The organism is uncultured Campylobacter sp. (assembly GCF_937973075.1).
Taxonomy (GTDB): Bacteria; Campylobacterota; Campylobacteria; order Campylobacterales; family Campylobacteraceae; genus Campylobacter_B.
Window position 1 is genome coordinate 39,896 of the sequence record NZ_CALBWL010000040.1, and the last position, 22,007, is coordinate 61,902.

The 22,007-nt window shown below is 46.9% G+C and carries 22 protein-coding genes and 1 pseudogene; 16 read left to right on the top strand and 7 right to left on the bottom strand.

Annotated elements, in window-relative coordinates:
• The gene (gene uppS, locus Q0274_RS05615) at window positions 1-678 is read left to right on the top strand and encodes a polyprenyl diphosphate synthase (protein WP_298028277.1); all 678 of its coding nucleotides are present in this window, start codon (window positions 1-3) and stop codon (window positions 676-678) included.
• Between the two features lie 81 nt (window positions 679-759).
• Here the strand turns inward: uppS and Q0274_RS05620 are convergent, their stop codons facing one another.
• Together Q0274_RS05620 and Q0274_RS05625 are read right to left on the bottom strand one after the other, a co-directional pair.
• Window positions 760-945, bottom strand: a complete 186-nt coding sequence (locus tag Q0274_RS05620; protein WP_298028278.1) for a transposon-encoded TnpW family protein — start codon at window positions 943-945, stop codon at window positions 760-762.
• 142 nt (window positions 946-1,087) lie between these two features.
• Window positions 1,088-1,729 carry a flavodoxin family protein gene (locus tag Q0274_RS05625; RefSeq protein WP_298028279.1) on the bottom strand — a complete coding sequence of 214 codons (642 nt, stop codon included), beginning with the start codon at window positions 1,727-1,729 and terminating at the stop codon, window positions 1,088-1,090.
• A 157-nt stretch (window positions 1,730-1,886) separates the two neighbouring features.
• On the opposite strand from Q0274_RS05625, the gene Q0274_RS05630 reads away from it, so the two are divergent.
• The 13 genes from Q0274_RS05630 (at window position 1,887) to Q0274_RS05690 (ending at window position 15,623) form a co-directional block, all read left to right on the top strand.
• Window positions 1,887-2,261: a hypothetical protein gene (locus Q0274_RS05630; RefSeq protein ID WP_298028280.1), complete on the top strand. Its 375-nt coding sequence runs from the start codon at window positions 1,887-1,889 to the stop codon at window positions 2,259-2,261.
• Window positions 2,262-2,326: 65 nt separating this feature from the next.
• Window positions 2,327-3,082 (top strand): A24 family peptidase, encoded by a 756-nt coding sequence (locus Q0274_RS05635; RefSeq protein ID WP_298028281.1) that lies wholly within the window; start codon window positions 2,327-2,329, stop codon window positions 3,080-3,082.
• The gene (locus Q0274_RS05640) at window positions 3,075-4,106 is read left to right on the top strand and encodes an LptF/LptG family permease (protein ID WP_298028282.1); all 1,032 of its coding nucleotides are present in this window, start codon (window positions 3,075-3,077) and stop codon (window positions 4,104-4,106) included. Before Q0274_RS05635 ends, Q0274_RS05640 begins: the two co-directional genes overlap by 8 nt.
• Window positions 4,107-4,716: 610 nt before the next feature.
• Window positions 4,717-5,481 (top strand): tRNA pseudouridine(38-40) synthase TruA, encoded by a 765-nt coding sequence (truA, locus tag Q0274_RS05645; RefSeq protein WP_298028295.1) that lies wholly within the window; start codon window positions 4,717-4,719, stop codon window positions 5,479-5,481.
• 231 nt (window positions 5,482-5,712) lie between these two features.
• Window positions 5,713-6,654, top strand: coding sequence for a TAXI family TRAP transporter solute-binding subunit (locus Q0274_RS05650; RefSeq protein WP_298028283.1), 942 nt, complete (start codon window positions 5,713-5,715; stop codon window positions 6,652-6,654).
• Between the two features lie 8 nt (window positions 6,655-6,662).
• Window positions 6,663-8,744, top strand: coding sequence for a TRAP transporter permease (locus Q0274_RS05655; protein ID WP_298028284.1), 2,082 nt, complete (start codon window positions 6,663-6,665; stop codon window positions 8,742-8,744).
• Between the two features lie 673 nt (window positions 8,745-9,417).
• The gene (locus Q0274_RS05660) at window positions 9,418-11,541 is read left to right on the top strand and encodes a TonB-dependent receptor (RefSeq protein ID WP_298028285.1); all 2,124 of its coding nucleotides are present in this window, start codon (window positions 9,418-9,420) and stop codon (window positions 11,539-11,541) included.
• Window positions 11,535-12,437: an alpha/beta hydrolase-fold protein gene (locus Q0274_RS05665; RefSeq protein WP_298028286.1), complete on the top strand. Its 903-nt coding sequence runs from the start codon at window positions 11,535-11,537 to the stop codon at window positions 12,435-12,437. The genes Q0274_RS05660 and Q0274_RS05665 overlap by 7 nt, the downstream gene beginning before the upstream one ends.
• Before the next feature lie 169 nt (window positions 12,438-12,606).
• A complete protein-coding gene (locus tag Q0274_RS05670) occupies window positions 12,607-12,858 on the top strand; it encodes a hypothetical protein (RefSeq protein WP_298028287.1) in 252 nt (83 codons plus the stop codon).
• A gap of 199 nt (window positions 12,859-13,057) precedes the next feature.
• On the top strand, window positions 13,058-13,516 hold the full coding sequence (locus Q0274_RS05675) for a CidA/LrgA family protein (RefSeq protein WP_081451750.1): 459 nt from the start codon (window positions 13,058-13,060) through the stop codon (window positions 13,514-13,516).
• Entirely contained in the window at window positions 13,513-14,205 is a 693-nt protein-coding gene (locus Q0274_RS05680; RefSeq protein ID WP_295151400.1) for an LrgB family protein, read from the top strand. The genes Q0274_RS05675 and Q0274_RS05680 overlap by 4 nt, the downstream gene beginning before the upstream one ends.
• Before the next feature lie 9 nt (window positions 14,206-14,214).
• The gene (locus Q0274_RS05685) at window positions 14,215-14,781 is read left to right on the top strand and encodes an AAA family ATPase (protein WP_297943274.1); all 567 of its coding nucleotides are present in this window, start codon (window positions 14,215-14,217) and stop codon (window positions 14,779-14,781) included.
• Between the two features lie 482 nt (window positions 14,782-15,263).
• Complete coding sequence (locus Q0274_RS05690) at window positions 15,264-15,623, top strand: tetratricopeptide repeat protein (protein ID WP_298028288.1); 360 nt, start codon at window positions 15,264-15,266, stop codon at window positions 15,621-15,623.
• Between the two features lie 214 nt (window positions 15,624-15,837).
• Here the strand turns inward: Q0274_RS05690 and Q0274_RS05695 are convergent.
• Both Q0274_RS05695 and Q0274_RS05700 read right to left on the bottom strand, forming a co-directional pair.
• Window positions 15,838-16,002: pseudogene (locus tag Q0274_RS05695) on the bottom strand (flagellar basal body rod C-terminal domain-containing protein); the annotation flags it as partial.
• A 597-nt stretch (window positions 16,003-16,599) separates the two neighbouring features.
• Window positions 16,600-17,451: a DUF2314 domain-containing protein gene (locus Q0274_RS05700; RefSeq protein ID WP_298028289.1), complete on the bottom strand. Its 852-nt coding sequence runs from the start codon at window positions 17,449-17,451 to the stop codon at window positions 16,600-16,602.
• Window positions 17,452-17,647: 196 nt separating this feature from the next.
• On the opposite strand from Q0274_RS05700, the gene Q0274_RS05705 reads away from it, so the two are divergent.
• Together Q0274_RS05705 and Q0274_RS05710 are read left to right on the top strand one after the other, a co-directional pair.
• Complete coding sequence (locus Q0274_RS05705) at window positions 17,648-18,706, top strand: hypothetical protein (RefSeq protein WP_298028290.1); 1,059 nt, start codon at window positions 17,648-17,650, stop codon at window positions 18,704-18,706.
• A gap of 358 nt (window positions 18,707-19,064) precedes the next feature.
• Complete coding sequence (locus Q0274_RS05710; RefSeq protein ID WP_298028291.1) at window positions 19,065-19,829, top strand: hypothetical protein; 765 nt, start codon at window positions 19,065-19,067, stop codon at window positions 19,827-19,829.
• Between the two features lie 295 nt (window positions 19,830-20,124).
• Here the strand turns inward: Q0274_RS05710 and folP are convergent, their stop codons facing one another.
• The 3 genes from folP to Q0274_RS05725 are packed head-to-tail and all read right to left on the bottom strand — an operon-like array spanning window position 20,125 to window position 22,000.
• Complete coding sequence (folP, locus tag Q0274_RS05715; RefSeq protein ID WP_298028292.1) at window positions 20,125-21,267, bottom strand: dihydropteroate synthase; 1,143 nt, start codon at window positions 21,265-21,267, stop codon at window positions 20,125-20,127.
• Complete coding sequence (locus Q0274_RS05720) at window positions 21,264-21,884, bottom strand: DNA polymerase III subunit delta' (RefSeq protein ID WP_298028293.1); 621 nt, start codon at window positions 21,882-21,884, stop codon at window positions 21,264-21,266. Before Q0274_RS05720 ends, folP begins: the two co-directional genes overlap by 4 nt.
• Window positions 21,881-22,000, bottom strand: a complete 120-nt coding sequence (locus Q0274_RS05725) for a HobA family DNA replication regulator (protein WP_298028296.1) — start codon at window positions 21,998-22,000, stop codon at window positions 21,881-21,883. Before Q0274_RS05725 ends, Q0274_RS05720 begins: the two co-directional genes overlap by 4 nt.
• Between the last annotated feature and the right edge of the window lie 7 nt (window positions 22,001-22,007).

The window sequence follows — 22,007 nt, forward strand, 5'->3', positions numbered from 1 at the left end:
GTGAATAGCCTAAATCATCTAGCCATTGTGATGGACGGCAACGGGCGCTGGGCGAAAAAGCGCGGTCTGCTGCGCACCGGTGGGCACGAAGCGGGCGCGGAAGTCGTGGAGCAGATCTGCGAGTTTTGCATCGACGAAAGCATCGCAAACCTCACGCTCTACGCCTTTAGCACCGAAAATTGGAAGCGTCCGAAAAGCGAAGTGGAATTTTTGATGAAGTTGCTGCAAAAATTCCTAATTTCACGCCGCGAAAAATTTACCCAAAACGGGATAAAATTCTATCCGATCGGCGACATATCGGCTTTTAGCGGCGATCTGCGAAGCGAGATCGAATATCTTTCAAATTTAACTCAAAACGGGCGAGCGCTAAATTTTAACCTAGCGATCAACTACGGCTCTCGCGACGAGATCGTGCGAGCGTGCGAGCGGCTGCTTGCAAGCGGCGAGCGGCTAAGCGAAGCGGGCATCGGCGCGCATCTGGATACCGCGCACAGCGGCGACGTGGATCTGCTGGTGCGTACGGGCGGGGAGCAGCGGCTATCTAATTTCTTGCTCTGGCAGGCAAGCTACGCCGAGCTTGCATTTACGCCGACGCTGTGGCCGGATTTCACGCGCGAGGAGCTTGCTCACATAGTGGATGATTTCCGCCGCAAACAGCGCCGCTTCGGCGGTCTTTGAGCTACGGCCAGTCACTCTAACGGTCGCTTTAAATTTTAAAATTTTAATTTGCAGAACCTGTTGCTACTTGTCAAGGACTTTTTAATCAAAATCATCTTTTTTTTCGTCCGATTTTCTCCTAAGCTCCCTCAACATTATTCTTGTCAACTTATCTTGCATTGTTTCTGTCGCATTTTCATTGGAATGGACAACAACCTCATAGGTGGTCTTTCCAATCTTTCTCTCTGTGCTAATGCCGTTTTTATCCTTATTTTTCAGTTCTTCCATAAATTCTCCTTTCCGTTTTTTGGATTTTTGACAACAAAAAAGGAAATATCGGCAATTTGCTTTTACTTCCTCTTGGTAATATCCTATTTGATTTTTTTACTTCGACAAACTGGAATTTGCAGAGACATAAAACCTTAAAAGGTTACACTAAATCCTGCCCCATTTTATACGCTTTTTCCAAATAGGATTGGAATGTTTTGTCATGATGTTCTTTCTTTGCATCCCCATCAAACATTGTCCAATCGTATATGCTGTAATCCTTAACTTGAACAGTATTCCCACATACGAGTACATTGGTTGGACCTACGGATCTTTCAAATAAGTATTTGTACTTTGGAATAAAATCACCATAAAACCCACCTTCTTCATATGCACTATCCTCACTGTTGCTTGTTAAAATAAAAAGTACCGGTATCAAGTGTTCATTGTAGGATGGTTTTTCAAGATTATATGTGAGTGATTGGAAAGTTAATCGTTCAAATAAGGCTCTGAAACTTGCGGTCACATCTCCCATATAATTCGGTGATCCAATAATCAGTCCATCTGCATTTCTAATCTTTTCAAGTACGTCATATAATCCATCCTTGTAGACACATTTACCAAAATTGCCCTGTCTTTTACATCCAAAGCATGAAATACATCCGGTATATTTCTCTAATCGGAACAAATCTACATATTCAATTTCTGCGCCGGCAAACTCACTACCCTTTGCAGCTTCTTTAATCAGTTGATCTGTATTCCATCCTTTTCTTGGTCCAGCATTAATCGCTACTATTTTTTTCATTTTATCCTCCAAATTCTAATTTGTCAATTTCATCCATCCTATTATATCCCTTTTCTCATATTTTCCCATTACATCAAGCTGAATATTCATTCTTGTAACCATATTTTTATTTAACTCACTACAAAGCGGTTGCGGCAAAAAGCTTACAAAAAAGCCGATGAAAACCCTAAGATGCCCAAGATGCGGCAGCGTGTATAAAAAATCAAAGAAATTTATACTGGCGGTCTACATTTGCCTGCTTGTGTTTTTTGTGCTAGCATTTGCTTTCATCCCTGATAAAATGGGGATTTTAGCATCCGCAGGCAGCGGGATAGGCGCATATATCATGTTTTTATGGATCGTAGATACTTTGAACTTCGATCTTTTGGACGCCGTGATACTAGTAGCGGGATTTTTAATTTTTAGCGTAATTTACAAAGAATACGACGAGCCGCTAATCGCCGGGCTCATAGCCATTTTATTTTGCGTAGGCGCGGCGGCGATTTTCGTAAATTTTTTTCCTTACGAGAGGCAAAAAATCAATGAAAACTAAGAAATTTCTCGCTACCATAGAGCGTTTGATTAAATTTTAAAAAGTTAAAGCTCCAAAGGAAAAAGATGGATTTAAATATCGTTTACGGCATGATTTTTGCGGTATTCGGCACCTGCGTAGGCTCGTTTTGCAACGTCCTGATATACCGTCTGCCGCGCGGACAGAGCGTAAATTTCCCCGCTTCGCACTGCCCTAAATGCTCTCATGCTTTAAAATTTTACCACAACATTCCGCTGCTTTCGTGGCTATTTTTGGGCGGCAAATGCGCCTTTTGTAAAACCAAAATTTCGATCCGATACCCGATCGTCGAGCTTTTAGGCGGCGCGCTTGCGCTTGCGGCGTATTTTGGCGAGCCCGATCTTGCAAAAGCCGCAGTGCTTGGGCTTTGCTTTATCTTGCTTATGGCGCTTTCGGCGATTGATTTTGAATATAAAGCCGTACCGGAAAGCCTTCTTTACGTAGTTACGGCGCTTTCGCTTGCTTACACGCTGATGTACGATTTTAATCTTAGCGGCGTAGGAGCGGCGGCGGGATACGCGGCGATATTTTTCGTGCTGCGCCTCATCGTCACCTTCGTGCTAAAGCGCGAAGCGATGGGAAGCGCGGATATTTTTATCGCGAGCGTTATGGGGGCGATTTTGGGTTGGAAGCTGGGCGGCATCTCGATCTACATCGGCGCGATTTTGACGCTGCCTGCGTATCTCATCGCGAACAAAAGAGGCTACGAGCTGCCGTTCGTGCCGTTTTTATCGATGGGGCTGCTTCTTACCTTTATCTTCAAAGATCAAATTTTAAGGCTCTTGGACATCATTTATGGATAGGGTACAGCGCTATTTATTTAGCAATTTCGTCGGTTCCTTCGCGTCGCTTTTCAGCACGCTTTTTATCATAATGTCGATCGTCTTTTTCCTTCAGATCGCGCGCATTACGTCGTTTATCGAGATAAATTTTTCAGAGCTAGTAAAGCTCTATCTTTTCATGCTGCCGCGCATCCTCATATTTACGGTGCCGATTGCGTTTTTCGTGGCGCTTAGCATCTCGCTTTTTAGGCTCTCTAAAGAGAATGAAACCATCGTCATATTTACGATCGGCTACGCCACGCGCAAGATCGCGCTGTTTTTCGGCATAAGCGCCGCGCTGTGCTCCCTGGCGCTGCTTTTCGTCTCGCTTTTTATGATGCCGATAGCCGAAAATTTAAAGGACAATTTCATCGATTACAAAAAAATTAGCGCGACGCTAAATATCAAATCCAACGAATTCGGGCAGAAATTTTCCGACTGGCTCGTTTTTATCGACTCGCAGGAAAACAACGGCACAAGCACGCTGTATAAGGATCTCGTGCTGTATAATCCAGGCAACTCGCAGGATCACGAGCGGATGATCGTAGCGCGCAGCGGCGAGTTTAAAAACGAAAACGCGAGCTTTTCTGCGATGCTGCACGACGGCAAAATTTACACGATGGGCGGCGATCAATGGCACGTAAGCGAGTTTGAAAGCCTAACTCTGCGCACGCAAAGCGACCGCAATATCCGCGGCGGAGGCGGCGTGATCGGATACTGGAGCGATATGAGCGGCAGCGAGAAGCGCAGGAAAGAATTTAGCATCTACACCCTCGTCTCGCTCTTCCCGCTGGCGAGCTTTCTGTTTGCGCTAAGCCTCGGCATCGTGACCTATCGCTACGAAAAGGGCTTTGTTTACGCGGGGATCTTCGGCGTGCTTTTTAGCTACTTCGCGATGATCATGCTGCTCTCTAAATACCCAAGCATCGCGCTTCCCGTGACATTCGGCGTTACGCTTATCGGCTCGCTACTTTACTACAGGATCAAAATTGCCCCGAGGTACTGAAAAAAGCTCCGAGCTTTGCGGCGGCAAAATTTTAAACAAAAGCTCGTCCGTTCGAAATTTGGCGGATAAAATTTCGGCGAGCAAGGCTAGCGCGTCTGAAATTTTGCGTGGCGTAAATTTAGAACACGAAGCGCAAAGCGGCGAGCAAGCTTTGATTTTAAACGATAAAATTTCAAATTTTAAAAATTCCGCTCTCGCAAGCTCGGCAAGCGATACGGCCACCTATACTGCGCCCGATTGTGGTTTGAATCACGAAAGCGTCGAGCGGAATTCGGACGCCATTCGCACCAAAAAGACCGCGCGCGGGGCGGATTTAAATTCCGTTTGCAAAAATTCCGTCAATGTCACCGCTTCGGATATTTGCGCGGCAAACGTTGCGAAAGCTAATGTAGCGAGCAGTGATGCTTTAAAAATCTATATCTCGCCCGTCGCCAAATTTTACACTACCCTTCCCGCGTCCGCCTGCACCGCAGACTCCCGCAAGGCAAACGCCGCCTATAAAGCGGACGCCCCCGCAAACACGCCAGCAAGCGCATCCGAACTTAAAAATATTATCAAAAGCGCGTCCACAAACGACTTCGCAGCGAGCGAGCTTACGCACATCGGCAAAATAAGCGCCACGCCAAATACCCCCACAGATGCGTGCGCATATGCCACGAGCGCGAACTCCGAGCGCGTAAAGCTCAAGCTCGTCTATTCCTACGACGGTTCGAAATTTAGCGGCTCGCAGTCTCAGCCTCACGGGCGCGGCGTCGAGGACGTGCTGCGCGCGGCTTTGGGGCGAGTGGGGATCTTTGCGCCGCTAATCAGCAGCTCGCGCACCGATAAAGGGGTACATGCGCTGCGCCAGGTAAGCTGCGTCGAATGCACCGTGCACTGGGAGCTGCCGCGCCTAAAAGAGCTCATCAATCGCCACTGCGCGCCCTATATTTTTGTGCAACACATCAGCCCGGTGCCGCGCGATTTTCATCCGCGTTACGACGCCGTGGCGCGCTCCTATCGCTACGTTTTAAACCACGGATGTCCCAGCCCCTTTCTTAGCGATTTTTGCGTGTTTTATCCGCGCGTAGATCTTGCCGCGCTCAATGCTGCGCTTGCAAATTTTATCGGCGAGCACGATTTTAGCGAGTTTATGAAAAGCGGCAGCGACATAAAAAGCCCCGTACGCGAGCTCTACGTCGCGCGCGCCTACTCTTTTAGAAATTTGACCTTGATAAATTTTAAAGCCAACGGATTTTTACGAGCGCAGGTGCGGCTGATGGTCGCAAACGCCCTAAAGTCCGTGCAGAGTGGGCGCAAGATCAGCTTCTCGCGAGCGCTTAGCAGAATCCCCTTTCCGCCAAACGGGCTGTATCTTAGCGGCGTGAGTTATTAAGGCTTGAAATTTATAGCGTTAAATTTTATCTCCAGACGTTTGGATTTCAGGCTTAGTTTTATCGCGGTAAAATTCCGCATATCAGATCAGATCGCCACCCTACTTTGATATTAAGTCACCTGCGCCGCGATGTGTAAAATCGTAAATTTGCGCGAAATTCGATCTGTTTTTATTAGAATTTTATAGAAATTTAGCAATACTTTCAAACTTTTAACTCAAAAAGGAGCAAAGATGAAAAAATTTTCTGTTGCTTTGGCCGGTTTGGCCTTATTAGCTAGCGTTTCAGGCGCTAAGGAGTTCATCAATATCGGCACCGGCGGTATGACCGGCACCTATTATCCGGTAGGCGGCGCGATTTGCCGCTTGGTAAATATGGATAAAAATATGAAATGCTCCGTGCAATCGACGGGCGGCTCGACGTATAACGTCAATAACGTGCTTAAAAAAGAGCTAAATTTCGGCTTCGTTCAAAGCGACGTCGTCTATGATAAGTACAACGGTACGGGCAAATTCCAAGGCGCGGCGGATAAAAATTTACGCTCCGTAATTTCGATCTATCCGGAGCTTTTGGCTTTCGTCGTCTCTAAAGAGAGCGGTATCAAAGCCTACGGAGACGCTGCGGGCAAAAAGATCAATATCGGAAACCCGGGCAGCGGCAACGAGCTAACCAGCACGATAGTTTTTGAAAACTACGACTTCGATCTTAAAAAGCTCGCCCAGCACGGCGTCTTAACCGCGCAAGAATGCCCTATGGCGCTAAAAGATAAGAAGATCGACGGATACTTCTACGTCGTAGGACATCCAACCGCAAATATCACCGATGCGGCGACTTCGCTTCCTATCGACTTAATCGGCATCGACGATGAGCATATTAAAAAGATTATGGAGAAATATCCGTATTTTGCCAAAGGCGTGATCCCTGCGAAAATGTATGACGGCGTAGATCACGATACGCAGACTATCGGCGTAAAGGCTGTGCTCGTAACCGACGCTAGCCAAAGCGACGAAGCAGTTAGAGCGGTAGTTAAGGCAATACTTGATAATTTTGACGAGTATAAAAAGCTACACCCTGCGCTAAATTTGGTAAGCAAAGAATCTCTTTTAGAGGGGCTTAGCGCGCCGCTTCATCCTGCGGCAGAGGCGGTGTATAAAGAAGCCGGGCTGCTGAAATAGGCTAGTTGATGGAGAAATCTACACAAAACGACGAGCAGGTTTTAGAGGTAAAAAGTAGAGAATTTACCTCTAAAAAGCTCTTCTGGCTCGTGACGCTGGTCTGCTTCGCGTGGTCGGTCTTTCAACTTTACATCGCGTATTTTACGCTAAATACGAATATTGCGCGCTCGATCCACTTGGCGTTCGCCATTTTTATAATTTTTTCGCTTTTTCCGTTTCGCCCGCGCTCTAAGGCGCATTTTTATATCCCGTTTTACGATTATATTTTATTAATCGTCGGAGTCGCCGCGATCTTGTATCCTGCGATAGAATTTAACGGGCTAGCGCAGCGCCCGGGAAATTATCTAACCAGAGATATCGTAGCAGCCTTTATCGGAATTTTCATACTCTTTGAAGCAGGTCGTCGTATGATGGGACCAGCGCTTGGCATTATCGCTTTTACCTTCCTTCTGTATTGCTACTTCGGCCCCTATATGCCAGATATCATCGCGCACCGCGGCGCAAGCTTTGAACTGCTTGCAGGGCATATGTTTTTAACTACAGAGGGCGTATTTGGCGTGCCGATAGGGGTCAGCACCAGCTTCATCTATCTGTTCGTGCTATTTGGCGCGCTTTTGGAGCGAGCCGGAGCGGGGCAGTATTTTATAAACGTAGCGTTTGCGATTTTGGGTCGCTTCCGCGGAGGACCCGCCAAGGCTAGCGTAATCGCCAGCGGATTAACCGGAATGGTAAGCGGCAGCTCGACCGCAAACGTCGTGACGGTAGGCACCTTTACGATCCCGCTTATGAAAAAAGCGGGGCTTACCGCCACTAAAGCGGGCGCTATCGAGGTCGCTGCGGGCGTAAACGGACAGCTCATGCCGCCTATCATGGGTGCTGCGGCGTTTATCATCGCAGAATTTTTAGGTATGAGCTACACCAACGTAATGATTGCAGCGGTGATCCCTGCCTTCGTCTGCTACGCGGGGCTATTTTTCATCGTGCATCTGGAAAGCTGCAAGTTGGGGCTTCACGGCAGCCGCGATTATGCCAAGGTTTCAAAGCTAAAAATTATATTTAGCGGCATTCATTACATAATACCGATTTTGGTGCTTCTTTTTACTCTATTGATTCTAAAAGAAAGCGCGATCTCTGCGGCGTTTAACTCAATCTGCGTGCTATTTTTGATAATGATCGTACAAGAGCCTGCTAAAAAAACGATATTTGGCGAAAAAGTTGGCAAGTCCGATTTTATCGTCGGCTTTGTCGATATCTTTTGGGCTATGGTAGGTGCTGCCAAAAATATGGTCACGGTAGCCGTTGCCACCGCGCTAGCGGGCATCATCATCGGCTCGATCTCGCTTACCGGGCTGGGACAGGTTCTTTCAGAGCTAGTAGAAGCAGTCGCAGGAAACAGCATAGTACTGATACTTCTGATGACTGCGATAATGAGCCTTATTTTGGGCATGGGACTTCCTACGACGGCGAATTATATCGTCGTTTCAAGCCTTATTGCACCGGTGATTTTGATACTAGCGGGCAAAAACGGCTTTTTGATCCCTGCGATCGCGGTGCATCTTTTCGTATTTTATTTCGGAATTTTAGCCGATGATACCCCTCCGGTGGGCATTGCCGCATACGCTGCGGCGGGTATCGCAAAGGCAAATCCGGTAACTGTGGGACTTCAGGGCTTCGTGTATGATCTGCGCACCGCGGTGCTTCCGTTTGCGTTCTTTTTCAACAACAAGCTGCTTTTGATCCAAAGCATCGGCGATCCGATGGATTCAAAAAGTATCGTTTGGATCAGCGATCCACTGCAAATCGTGCTGATTTTTGCCACGGCGATCGTGGGTATGTTTGCCTTCAGCTCCTCGCTACAAGGCTGGTTTGTTACAAAATGTAATCCGCTAGAACGCCTGCTATTGCTGCTAGTAACGCCGCTAATGCTGGTGCCTAATATCTGCGCGAAATTCATAGAGTTTATCCCAAGTGAATACGCAAGCTGCGGCATCGGCGCTGCGATATACGTGCTGATCTTTGCAAAGCAGTGGCTTTTAAGGCCCAAAGACTCTAGCGATACTCACGCCGAAAATAGCGTGCCTGCGGCGTAAATCCAAATTTGATCTCGCTAAATTTTAAGATAAATTTGCGGGGTCTTATTAAATTTATCTTCTTACTTTGCATTCTTGCGCCAGGATTTTAAATTTGGATTGACTCTCTGCTCTAAATTTAAAACCTCGACAAATTGTGTCGTGCTGATAAATCTAGTTTAAATTTAAATCCGCCTATATAAACTACTCAAAATTTTAAATTGCGCCGAAGCGATTATGCCCCTTAGTAAGATAAATTTATTCATACGAAGCTACTGTGTTAAAAAACGTCGCATATTAATCCCATGCTAGTCTATAATTATCGCAAGCCGCAGGATGCATGAAATCAATAGAGCAAAGCCGTTTTCGCGTTACCGCTTGTAATGCCTTCGATAGTTTAAAATATACACGTCCACAAAAGCGAAAATGATTCTTAGGGCAGATAAAATCAAAACTGTGCAAAATTTCTTCAAACGATTTGATAATTAATGCCGGGCGTTATAAAATTTTACTTATTTACAGCATTTTCTTGATTATATGTTGTGCTTTATTTAAAATAATTTTTATAAAAATATCGATGGAATGGGGAATTATTAGCGAAATTTAATTCTATAAAAATACTTTAATAATTAATATTAAATTTATCCGCTTTGAGTTATAATCCACGATTAAATTTCAAAATAGAGGAACAAAAATGCAAAAAGATATGTATTTTAAAAAGGCGAAATTTATCGCATTATCGATATGCGCGAGCGTTTCGATTTTATGCGGCGTCGAAGGCTCACACCTAAGCAGTGACGCAAATAGCACGAATCTTGGCGAAATCGTAGTAAGCGCGAGCGGCTTTCGCCAAGATATTAGGCAGGCGCCGGCCTCCATTTCCACCTTGGATAATAAAGAGATATCAAGCGGCAGCTTTACTTCGCTGCACGATATCGCGAATAAAATGCCTGGCGTCAGCGTTATCGCAGGCGACGACGGCCCGGCAAGCGGGATATCCATCAGAGGAATGGAAAGTTCTCAAACCCTTGTGCTTATCGACGGCAAACGCGTAAGTTCTGCGGCGGCGAACCCAAAAGGCGGAGCGGGAGATATGAACTCGAATTTTATCCCACCCGCAGGAGCGATAGAGCGTATCGAAGTGATTAGGGGGCCGATGAGCTCGCTTTACGGAAGCGATGCGGTAGGCGGCGTGATAAATATCATTACGAAAAAGAATTTTTCTAAATTTAGCGGAAGCGCCGCTATATCTACAACTATCCAAGATCACGAGGGTATCGGAAACGGTAATATGGGCGAAGCTTACGTCAATATTCCCTTCGGGCAGTATGCGGCGCTTCAGCTGTGGGGATATAAAAAGCTGCGCGACGAGGACGGCTATAAGGGAGGCTATCAAAAGAGTGATAAATCGGATTCTAACGCCAAGCTTTGGCTAACGCCGGATGAAAATAATAAATTTTACGTTCAAACCGGAAGGCAAAATCACGATTATTCAAGAACTCTTGGTAAAACCGCCGTTTATCCCAACGCGCGCGGATTAAATCACTATAAATATAAAAGAGAAAATCACGGCGTCGGATATTTGGGCGAGTTTGAAAGCTTAAGTGCCGATATAAGTTATTTTTGGGATAAGACTCGCCGTACGAGCATTTTTGATAGCCTTTCGCCCGCAATCGTAAAAAATAGAAATTTTAATTCCAAATTTACGACTTATCTCGGTATAAATACGCTTACCTTCGGCTACGATTTTAGCAAACAGGATGTGCAAACGACTTTCATCGTTTCAAACGCGAGCAGGCAAAATTTACGCTCTCCGCAGCGATTTTCTATGAACGAGCATGCGGGATTTTTAGAGGATGAGATCGAAATTTTGGAAAATACGCTATTTTTAACGCTCGGTGGCAGGCTCACGCACAACGAATACTTCGGCAACCACTTTTCTCCTAGAGCCTACGCGACGTTTAATATAGGCGATACTTGGACGATCAAAGGCGGCGTCGCAACCGGTTATAAAACTCCCAACGTCAATCAAATTTCGCCGGAAGTAGGCACGATTCAGGGCGGCTGGAGGATTATAGATTTCGGTAACAAGGATTTAAAGCCCGAGAAAAGCACGACCTACGAGATCGGGCTTTATTACGACAATGCAGACGATCTGCGCGGCAATATCACGCTATTTAAAAACGACTTCAAAGATAAAATTTTAGATACCGATGGCAGCAATATCAATAGGATTCCCGCTTACGGAGGCTGCGCCGGCGCGCCGAGCGTTAATTGCCCAGGTTGGGGAACGTATTTTAATATAGAAGGAGCCGAGGTTTACGGCGTTGAGCTGAGTGGCGATTACGATATTACTAAGAGGCTAAATTTCAAGGCAAACTATACCTATAGCCACTCCGAGATCGAAACTGGGGATCCTACGATCTATACGCCAAACGGCGCCGTTAAATTTAGCCAAACCAATCTTAGTAGGCTGGATGGCAAATCCCTGACCGCTACTCCGAAGCATGCCGCACATGCGACGCTTAGCTATAGGCCTATCGCTCCGCTTTCTACCTTTATCGGTCTTAATTACGAAAGCGAGCTTACAAGCGTGCAGTTCGGTCCGGGCAATAGGGTTAGTAAAAACGACAAAAAGCTTTTTACTACGGATTTGGGCGCACAATACGATTTAAACGATAATCTGAGCCTAAATTTAACCGCCTACAATATCTTTGATAACGTCCGATACGATGAGGGTCTCGCAGACGACGGCAATTACTATTGGTATCCCGAGGAGGGCAGGAGGTTTTGGTTTAAGGTAAACGCTAAATGGTAAGCCTAAAGAGCTTTCTTGCGGTATTTAACGCGCTCTTTTTAGCATGCTTATTCGCTTGCGATCTGGGGGCAAAACCGCCACAAAAGATTGAGCAGGTAAGTGGAGCTGCGCGCGAAATGTTTAACGTGAGCGATTTTATTCTAAAAAGTAAGAGCGGCGAAAAATATAAAATTTTTATAGCTCGTCAAAAAAATGTCGCTCGCTACGATAGGGTAGTTTTTATGGTTGATGCGAACGCGCAAGTTGCTATGTTTTTAAACTCTTATGCGCAAATTTACGCAGGCTTAAATAGCGCGAAAGAAAACGCCGAAACCGGGCCTAAATTAAATAAAACCGTCCTTATAGTAGGCATCGGATACGATAGCCCGCTAGCGTATGATACTAAGCGTCGCACGAGAGATTTAACGCCTGCGGCGAGCGGGGAAGAATATGCAAACGGTGGCGGCGCAGCAGAATTTTACGATTTCGTAAAAGATGAACTATTTCCGCTCGTGGATAAAAAATACTCTACGGCAAAAAGCGATAAAATTTACTTCGGACATTCTTTTGGCGGGCTATTCGGGATTTATGCTTTGCTGCGCGACGATGGGATTTTCGACGAGTTTTTTATCGCCTCGCCTTCGTTGTGGTGGGGCGAATCACAGCTGATCAGAGATGCCCTAGACGAGGGAAAGCTTAGATCAAATTTAAAAGCTAAATTCATAATGCTCGTTGCCGGCTCGCGTGAAATGCGTAAAGGAAAAACCGATAAAGCGGGAATTTTAAAAGCGGCCGATCTAGCTGAAATTTTAAAAACAAGGGGGCTTTCTTGCGAGTTTAAGCTCTACAAAGGCGCTTCGCACGGCGAAGTAATCCCATTGGCTTTGCGAGATTTAGCGCTATTTACGCAAAGATAATCTTCTATTTAGCCGGTAAAACCTTGATCTAAACCCGGCTCGTTTATATTTGCAAGCGCAAGACCGTATGGCGCAGGCTCGTTGATTGCGCCGAAACGCGTCGCCTGATTTAAGAAATTAAATTTTAAAGCTCTTTTGGCTAGTATCGCGCAAATTTAAAGGAGCGAAAATGCAAAGTTTCAAATGGCAAATTTCAAAGCGGCTCAAGCAGGCGATGCGCGAGCGAGATATCGATAATCTCGCGCTCGTGCGCCGCACGGACGAGCTGTATTCGCGCTCGCACCCGAGCCACGACGAGGACATACGCGCCGAAGTTTACACCGTCTTGGACGAATACGCGCCCAACGTCGATATTGAAATTTTTGATCTAGTCTGCAAGGTTCTAGGCATCAAAATTGAGCTAGGCGAGACGCTTGATTGAGTAGTCGTAGCCGAATTTTATCCGTGCCGCAAGGCTAAATTTAGCGCTACGATAAATCGCAAAATTCTACCCAGAGCTTAGCTACAGAGCTTGCTTAAGTAAATTTTGCCGCAAAATTTCGCCCAAAATCCGCAAGATTAATATCTATTTTAACTGCAAAGTGCTAAATTTAACGCTAAATTTTAATCCGAGGTAAGCTTTGAACTACTTAATCCAATTCAGCGTGATTTTAGGAATATCTTTTGTTGCGGAGATTTTGGCGGCGCTCGTGCCTGTGCCGATCCCCGCTAGCATCTACGGACTAGTTATTATGCTTTTAGCCCTGATCTTCAAACTCATCAAAGTATCGCAGATCAGAGAAACCGTATCGTTTTTTATGCAGATTATGCCGGTGATCTTCATCCCGGCGGGTGCCGCGATCATCATCGCAGGCGATGCGCTGCGCCAGCATCTTTTCGCAATCATCGCGATTACAGCAGTCTCTACGGTAGTAGTCATCGGTGCAAGCGGCGCGGTAACGCAGATCTTTTATAAAATCGCCCTCGCCCGCGTTAAGCGCAGGCTTTACGCAGCCGCGCACGAACAAGACGGCGTGAATACAAAGGGCGTGGATGCGAAGCTAGAGCGCGAAATTTTATCCGGAGACGACAAAAAATGAGAGAAATTTTAATGAACTCCGCTTTTTTCGGCGTATTTTTGTGCCTAGGCTCGTTTGAGCTGGGACTTTATCTAAAAAAGCGCTTTAAGCTAACGATTTTCAACCCGCTTCTAATCGGTATCGTGCTTACCGTCTGCGTGCTTTTAATCTTTAAAATTCCATACGAGAAATTTAATGCGAGCGCCTCGCACATTAGCTTTTTCTTAACGCCGATTACCGTCTGTCTAGCCGTACCGCTATACGAGCAGCTGGCGCTTTTGCGAAGTAATTTTTTAGCTATTTTTGCAGGACTGATTTCGGGTATGATCGCAGGGCTAGGCAGCATCTACGCGATGTCGGTGATATTTGGGCTAAATCATACAATGTATGTCACGCTACTACCGAAATCCGTCACAGCGCCGATCGGTATGGGTATCAGCGAAAGCTTAGGCGGCATCGTGACACTAACGGTAGCCTGCATCATCGCTACGGGCATCATCGGTAGCGTATTTGGCGAGGCACTACTTAAAATTTTTGGCATCAAAAAGGCGATGGCAAAAGGTATCGCCCTAGGCTGCGCGAGCCACGCGATGGGAACGGCGCGCGCTCTTGAGATCGGTGACGTAGAGGGCGCAATGGCGTCTTTAGCAATGGCGGTTACAGGACTTCTTACCGTCATCGGTGCCGGTATTTTTGCACATTTCATCTAAGGAGAAAATATGATAATCTCGATCGCTAGACAAACGGGCGCAGGCGGGCGCGAAACCGCGCGCAAACTAGCCGAGCGCTTAGGCTACACCTATCTAGCCAAGGCGGATCTGCTCCGCAAAGCAGACGAGCTTGGCTGCTTCGAGCAGATGTATGAGTTCTACAACGAAATGCCCGTAAATACGCTACTTCAGGCAATATCGCACAACGAGCTAGCCAATGAGCAAAAGCGCGATCGCATCGTAGCAATCTACGAAAAGATCGTCTCGGGCGGCAACGTTATAGTGCTTGGGCGCTGCGCCGGGTTTTTCTTGCGCGGACATCCAGATCTGCTGACGGTATTTTTACGCGCGAGCGATGAGTTTAAGCTTGCCAGATTAGAAAAAGAGGGCCATACCGACGCGCGCGAGTATATGGAAAACAGCGACGCAGGCAGGATGAGCTTTCATCAATACTACACCAACCAAGTCTGGGGCGCATCCGCCAACTACAATATCTGCATCGACACGTCGTATTGCGGCATCGATAATGCGGTAAATATCATAGAATATCTGGTTAAAAACCACGATAAAAAGTAAAATTTGAAACTTTGCGACGGACGCGGTAACGAGGCGACATTGCTGCGACGATGAGGTTATCGGTGGCGACGAAATTATATTGGCACGGATCGCTGCGGGCGGCACGGCATAGTGGCGGCAACGAGATTATGTCGCTGCGGCACCGCTACGGCGAAATTTTATGCTAAGGTTTAGGAAACATGACGGCAGTAGCGATACGATCTTGTGCGTGGCAAATTTTCCGTGGTTATCGGCGGCGAATTTCTGGGTGCAAGCGAGCAAATTTACGGGTTTTAGGGCGGCTATTCGGGTTTTTGCGGCGGCGTTGGCGCTCAATTTACCCTAAATAGGCTAAATTTGACAGCTTTCTTTTGCGGCGCGATTTTGAGCAAACTCGGCAAAAATCAGGCTTGCTCGAATTTCAAACCTTTAACGTCAATTTACCTTTTTTTTAATGCTAAATTTTATAAAATACCGATAAAAATTTTGGTAGGAGTAAATTTATGAAAAGATTAATCGCGGCGCTCGCCTGCGCTATGGTTTTGTTTGCGGCGGGCGAGGATATAGGGGCACTACAAAAAGCGTGCGACGACGGAAATGCAATTAGTTGCGGTTCCCTCGGGCTTTTATATGATGAAGGTCGAGGCGTAATACAGGACTATAAAAAAGCGAGCGAACTATTTTCTAAAGCTTGCGATATGGGATATGCAGACGCTTGCTTTAATCTCGGGGTTTTATATTATGATGGTAAGGGCGTAAGGCAAGATAAAGGAGTGGCAAAAGAGTATTTCGGCAAGGCTTGCGATTTAGGCAATCAGGGCGGTTGTAATAATTATAAAATCCTAAACGAGCAAGGACACTAAAAGGCGGTAATTTAGTCGCCTTAAACAAAAATCGCGGCGTCCGTAAATTTAGCCCGAATTTTGCTCAAATTTAGCTTTCGCGAGCCGCAGTATAAAATCACCGCTCAAATTTAACTCCCTAACGGCAAAAGCGGGCAAAATTTAAAAAAGCCGCCAAACCCGAAATCCGCAAAGTAGTTTCAGGTGCGGCGGCGTAAATTTAGCCTAGTTTAGGCTATCTTTTTAGGCTATTTGCGATCGAGAGCATATCGTCGCTCGTCGTGATCGCCTTTGAGTTGGCCTCATACGCGCGCTGAGCTGTGATGAGGTCGGTCATCTCCTAGGCTAGCCGTACGTTGCTCATCTCGACAAATCTCTGCCTGATCGTGCCGAGGCCGTTGAGCTCTGCCGTGCCGACTGCGACCTAGCGCAGATCCCATTCGGCGAGCTGGTGCAGGGCGAGGGGGGTCATATACGTGCAGATCTGCGAAAAATGCGAGGTTTTGGGCGGCTGCTTTCAGTGCACGTGAGGGCGGAGCTTTTAAAATTCGCGCCCCGAGCCTGCGCAAAGATCGGCGTCATGCTCTTTAAATTTAATCAAGACGGAGCTTATGGGCTATTTGGCCTCGGTAAAAAGAATAGGTACGAGTTAAATTTACAAGCACAAAATTTAACTTCGCCGGCGTTTCGCGCAATAACTGAATTTAGCTAATGAAATTTTATCAAAGCAGCTCGCACTGTAACCAAATATATAAATCTAGCGAGCCTAAATTTTAAAAGCTTCAAATTTTAAACAAGCCTACCGCGCTATATCGGTCGTATTCGGCAGCAAACAGATTTGTAAGCGGTGAAATTTAAATAGATGCTCGCACGGTATCCGGCATACCTAGTGATAGTAAAATTTACACCTAGAATATAGCCCAATTCGGCAGCACAGGCTAAATTTTAATTTACAAGCCGTGAAATTTAGCCCGCCCGCATAGCTGCAAAACGCTATCTACTCGCTAAGCGCCTTCGCAACGTGATCCCAGCCGAGCGCTCTAGCATAATCAAGCGCGGTTTTGCCGTGGATATTTTTAGCGTTTTTATCGGCGCCCTTAGCAAGTAAAAGCTCGATCCTCGTCAGATTGCCCGCGATCGCCTCGTGGTGCAGCATCGTATAGCCCTCATCGTCTGTGCGCGCGATCTCGTCCGGATACCCGCGCAAAAACTCCTCGAAATTTTTCTTCGTATTGACGCTCATCGGGTGTTCGGTTAAATTTTGCGGATGCTCCTGCTGCTCGTATGTCACTAGTACGACGTCAGGATCGCCGAAATTTAGCCCCCACGCCTCGTCGTGTTCGGCGCGCTCGCTCTCGCTCATAGCTTTGCGCATCGCCTGCACGCTAAAGCCGCCGTAGGTCTTGCCCTCTATCGCAAACATCCAGTCGCTGATCTGCTCTAGCGGTACCGAGACTTGCTCGCCGTTTTTGACGTTGCTTAGCACGTTGGGGTTATTTACGAGCACGCCGCAAACGCGCTCGCCGTCAAAATACACGTCGTTTAGCCACATATGCTCGACCTCAGTGCTGCCGTTTAGCTCTTGCGAAAAGGCGACCTTGACGCAGGCGAAGCTAAGCGTCGGGGCGATGCGGAGGCGCTCCCAGTACAGCTCGCGCCAGAAGTAGCGAAAGCTCTTTCGCGCCTGCTCGAATGCTTTTAACATCGCCTCATCTTCGCCGTCCGCGTAAAACACGGGCTCGCTCTCTTTCGCGTCTTTTGCTGCGGCGTTTTCATCCTGCGCGCCTTTGCTATCGTTATCTTTCGAACTCGCGTCATCGCCGCCGAATAGTTTTTTAAACAGTCCCATTTGCTCTCCTTAAATTTAGTTAAGATTCGTATTGTATTTTAAATTTACTTTCATTTGCCTGATTAAAATGGCGGTAAAATTTCACTGCGCGGGCTGTATATCGGAGCGCAGAATAGCGGGGCAGTTTTACAGCTTGCGCTCCGCGCCTGCAAAAATTAAGCTATAATTGCGTTTAAATTTAATTAAAGGAGAGATTATGGGGCTATTCGGTTTGAGCAAAAAAGCTGAAAAGGCGCAAATTCCAAGCACTTTTGCGGGCAGAGTGGATAAATTTTGGGCGGAATTTAGCGGCATGATAGATGAGATCAAGGCCGATCTGGCGGCGGAGGAGTTTGAAAAGGCGATGCGAAAGACCGACGAGAAGCTTCGCATCTGCCTTGCCGAGCCCTATTTTATGACGGGGCTCGCGGGCGATAAGCTTGATCTGGTGCTAACTCCGGAGGGTATGAGGCACCGATTATTTTGGCTAAGCTTCATCAAAAACGCTATGCCCAAGCAGCTCGAATCCAAAATGCGCTGCACGCTCGGAAAGCCGCGCGCGCCGCGAGGTATCGGCGGACTTGAGATGTACGATACGCGCGTAAACGCCGAGGACTCGATGATCTACGCACAGTTTAACGAAAGCGACGTGGATATTAAAATTTACAACAAAAACCTAGCGGCTCTACTCGCGCAGGACGAGGGCAAGGCCTACAACCTTAGCTTTATCCTGCTTGACAATATGATCGGCGAAACGGCGATCATAAATACGCTAGGCGAGCTTGAGGTACTGGCCGAACCCCAAGAAAACGGTGTGCCGCTAAGCGAATTTGCCGATCTGGTCGATGAGAAATTCGGCGAAAAAGCCGCGCGCGAACCGCTAAAGAATTTTTTCAGCTACGAGATGCAGCCGCGCGGTAGCGAGGTACGCGAGGACGTGATCGTGGGCACCACCTGCCTAACGGCCATCGTAAATCAGTACCTAAACGGCGAGCGCGACATCTATAACGAAGCCTTCGAGCTCGGCATCAAATTTTGCTTTCTTAGCATTGATAACGGCGGCGACGTACAGGCAGGCTTTGATCTGCGAAACAAGATCGAGGACGAGGAGCTAGAAAGCTGCGGCTCGTTTCTAGAGATAATCGGCGGCGCAACCGGGCAGAGGCACGCATACATCGATCTCATCTGCTATGACGAGGAAAGGCTTAAAGAAAAGGTAAACGAGCTTTGCAAAAAATATGGTGCAAATATCGAAATTCATGATTTTAAGCGGTAGCGACTTTGGTTTTTACCGCTACTAAAATTTGCGACTTAAGCGGTAGCGGCCTCTGTTTTGCGGAAGATGAATTTGAAATTTTGCGCCATCGCGGAAAATAAATTTTAAAACTCTACGTCACCGCGTAAAATAAATTTAAAATTTGCCGCGCCGCACGCTTTTCATTCGGTTTTACCATTTCGCCGACACGCGGTAAAATTGAGCGAGCCGTGAGCTTGCGATATAAATTTTTGGCGATTTAGCAGTAAAATTTGCGAGGTTCGCAGTGCGAATTTACGATGATAAAATTTTGCGTTGGCTTCGGTGCAAAGCGCGCCGATTAGGAAGCTTTTGAAAGATAAAATTTTAGGGAACGAACATGAAAATTATCTCGAAATTTAAAGATAATTACGATTTTATGGTGTCAAAATACGGGCTTGACGAGACTTTGGTCTATGACCGCAGAAACTCTACTCCAGTCAGTGCGGACGAGCTATGGAGGCTTGACGAGGGCGATAAAAAGGTCTTTGAAAGGAAGCTTAGCGGGTACCGCTTTATCGGCGGTAAATTTATAAACTGGAGTAAAACGGACGTAAATAAGCTGCCGCGCCTGCTTCACTCCGTGATTTTCATCGGCAAAAATTTAGTCCATATTTTCGCCTCTCAGGGTAAAGCTTACACAAGCCTAGAGTTTGACGAGACGGAATTAAGAAGGCAGTATCAGAAGGACAGAACTTTGAGCTTTAGCGATGGATTTCGCGTCCATATCGTCTCGTGGCTAAGCAAGATGATCGGCAAGCAGGCTACGCGCGAGGAGATTCTGCAGCTCGTGGCGTTAGAGGGCGACTGCAAAACGACGCTAAAAAATATTGTTCGCGACGATAAAATTATAAGCAAAGATGAAATTTTGAGCGCCCCAATCGTATTTTTTAAGCTCACACAGAACATTCACACCGCGGCGATAAATCCACAGCTTAACGCGATGGGGTTTTATCTGGATGCCGACTTTGTCTGGCAAAGCCTAGTCGAGTTTTTATCCGCCAAAAAGGACGCCTCTGCTCCGGCGGGCACGATACCAAATGATATAAAAATTGCCAGCAAGGGCTTTGACGTAAAGCGCTCGTTTCACCCAAAAATGAAATAACTCGGTTCGCGTAGAAATAATCCGTGCAATCGTCGCTAGAATTTATCCCTCTTTACTTCGCTGTTTTGACGTACCTCATAAATCGAGCGAAATTTTATAAATTTTTAAAATTTAGGTAAGCAAGCACGCAAAAGCTTAGGCGTAAAATAAAATGTGGATAAAATTCCGCAAAAGCTCTTTCGCAAAATTTTAAAAGAATTAAAATATTTCCTTAAGGAATTTTAGAATTCCGCATAAGGCAAATTTACAAAAATCTCGTGAAAAATATGGAATTTCGTGAAAATTCCGCAAAATTCTAAAATTTTACCGCAGCGGCGTCCATCGCGCGCATTAGCCGCAGCATTTGAGCGTGCGGGGAAACATCGTGCGTGCGGATGATCGCAGCGCCGTTTAAAGCAGCGATCTGATGCAGATACAGCGAGCCTGCGAGCCTATCCTCGACCGCAGAGGGGCTGTAAAAATCGATAACGCTCTTTCTGCTTGCGCCTACAAGCAACGGGCAGCCGAAGTGCAAGAAATGCTGCAAATTTTTAATCAGCACCAAATTTTGCTCGGCGGTCTTGCCAAAGCCGATGCCCACGTCAAGGATGATCTTTTTAAGCCCCGCGCTTCGCAGCTGCTGCAAATTATGCGCAAAAAACTCATCGATCTCGCCCATCAGATCGTCATATTTGGGTGCAAGCTGCATATTTTGCGGCTTTCCCTGCATGTGCATCAGCACGTAAGCGGCGTCGTAGCGAAGCGCAAGCGGTGCGAGAGCGAGGTTTGCGCTGATGTCGTTAATGATACTAAAGCCCCGATCTAACGCAAATTCCAAACAATACTCATCGAAGCTATCGAGGCTAAATTTAGCCCTTTCGTGTAGACGCAGGCGGTAAATTTCGCCCAGCACATCCTTTATGCGCGCAAACTCCTCATCCCTGCCGCAGTACTGGCTGCCCGGGCGCGAGCTCACGCCGCCGATGTCGATGATAGCGGCGCCTTGCTCGATCATCTTTTCGATCTTGCAGATCGCCTCTTTTAAGCTTGCCGCGCGGCTTGCGGGGTTGAAGCTATCGGAGTTGATATTGACGACGCCCATTATTTCGCAGCTTTGCGGCTTGGCAAATTTCTCGCTTAGAAATTTCGCGACCTCTTTTAGCCCGAAATCCTGCAGAGCTTCCTTTTGCGCCAAAGCTTCGATCTGGCGGTCGTTTGCGATCAAAACCGCATCCGTATCGTCGCGCCCCAGGATCACTCCTTCGTTGCACGCAAGCTCGGCGCCGATACTAAGGGCATCTTGCTTTAAAATATTCGCCGCGGGTGCTCGCAGGTCTTTTAGATAGAAAAAGTTTAGCCGCGATTTTTTCTGCATTATCGCCCGCCCCGCATTTCGCACGCCGATACGCTCGCAAATCAGCGCAAAGTCGGCATCGTTTGAAATTTTATAAATTTTCATCTTTTCTCCTCGATCATCAACAGTAGCGGAGTAAGCACAGCATGGGCTTTGGCGTTGTGCTCGGCGAGGTAACTCAAGCAGTCGATCCGCTGCAATTCATCGCCGCTTAGCCTAACGCCTGCTTCGAAGCACTCTAGCGCGATCTCGCCGATGAGCGCTTTTAGCGCCGTCTTATCCAGCTCGCCCTTGCGCTCCAGCGCGATCTGCGCGTCGATAAACTCCACCGCTTCCTTTAGACTGAGCCTGGTTAAATTTAACCCGGTGCGGTATCTGGGCTTTCGCACGCAGAGATTTTGCACCACGAGGCGCGAGCGGATGGTAGGCAGCAGGGCGTTGATGAAGGGGGTGATCAGGAAAAATACCGTATTTTTAGGCGGCTCCTCTAAAATTTTAAGCAGGGCGTTTTGCGCCTCCTCGCCGAATTTCGTAGCAGCGATGACGATGATCTTATTCTCTCGCTCGGCGACGTAGGCTTCGTCTATGATCTTTCGCGCCTCGTCGATCTTAAGCTCGGTGCTTTCGAAAAACCTTAAATTTTTGCGCGGAATTTCGGCTAAAATTTTATCTTTAAAGCCCTCATAATCGCTCGTTAAAACGATCTGATTTATGATTTTCAAAGCACCACTTCGTCAAAAAGCACGGCGTCGATGCTTTTGTCTAAAATTTTAAAAAGTTGGATCAGTTTGAGATCGAGGCTCGGATCGCTCTCGCTCATATAAAAGCTATTTTGCAGCCTCTCG

Coding starts and splice junctions, on each gene's coding strand:
- Q0274_RS05635 (WP_298028281.1), top strand. CDS start 2,327: ATGGATTTAAATATCGTTTACGGCATGATTTTTGCGGTATTCGGCACC.
- Q0274_RS05700 (WP_298028289.1), bottom strand. CDS start 17,451: ATGGGACTGTTTAAAAAACTATTCGGCGGCGATGACGCGAGTTCGAAA.
- Q0274_RS05685 (WP_297943274.1), top strand. CDS start 14,215: ATGATAATCTCGATCGCTAGACAAACGGGCGCAGGCGGGCGCGAAACC.
- Q0274_RS05665 (WP_298028286.1), top strand. CDS start 11,535: ATGGTAAGCCTAAAGAGCTTTCTTGCGGTATTTAACGCGCTCTTTTTA.
- Q0274_RS05630 (WP_298028280.1), top strand. CDS start 1,887: ATGAAAACCCTAAGATGCCCAAGATGCGGCAGCGTGTATAAAAAATCA.
- Q0274_RS05670 (WP_298028287.1), top strand. CDS start 12,607: ATGCAAAGTTTCAAATGGCAAATTTCAAAGCGGCTCAAGCAGGCGATG.
- Q0274_RS05655 (WP_298028284.1), top strand. CDS start 6,663: ATGGAGAAATCTACACAAAACGACGAGCAGGTTTTAGAGGTAAAAAGT.
- Q0274_RS05620 (WP_298028278.1), bottom strand. CDS start 945: ATGGAAGAACTGAAAAATAAGGATAAAAACGGCATTAGCACAGAGAGA.
- Q0274_RS05650 (WP_298028283.1), top strand. CDS start 5,713: ATGAAAAAATTTTCTGTTGCTTTGGCCGGTTTGGCCTTATTAGCTAGC.
- Q0274_RS05625 (WP_298028279.1), bottom strand. CDS start 1,729: ATGAAAAAAATAGTAGCGATTAATGCTGGACCAAGAAAAGGATGGAAT.
- Q0274_RS05710 (WP_298028291.1), top strand. CDS start 19,065: ATGAAAATTATCTCGAAATTTAAAGATAATTACGATTTTATGGTGTCA.
- Q0274_RS05680 (WP_295151400.1), top strand. CDS start 13,513: ATGAGAGAAATTTTAATGAACTCCGCTTTTTTCGGCGTATTTTTGTGC.
- Q0274_RS05690 (WP_298028288.1), top strand. CDS start 15,264: ATGAAAAGATTAATCGCGGCGCTCGCCTGCGCTATGGTTTTGTTTGCG.
- folP (WP_298028292.1), bottom strand. CDS start 21,267: ATGAAAATTTATAAAATTTCAAACGATGCCGACTTTGCGCTGATTTGC.
- Q0274_RS05640 (WP_298028282.1), top strand. CDS start 3,075: ATGGATAGGGTACAGCGCTATTTATTTAGCAATTTCGTCGGTTCCTTC.
- Q0274_RS05705 (WP_298028290.1), top strand. CDS start 17,648: ATGGGGCTATTCGGTTTGAGCAAAAAAGCTGAAAAGGCGCAAATTCCA.
- Q0274_RS05660 (WP_298028285.1), top strand. CDS start 9,418: ATGCAAAAAGATATGTATTTTAAAAAGGCGAAATTTATCGCATTATCG.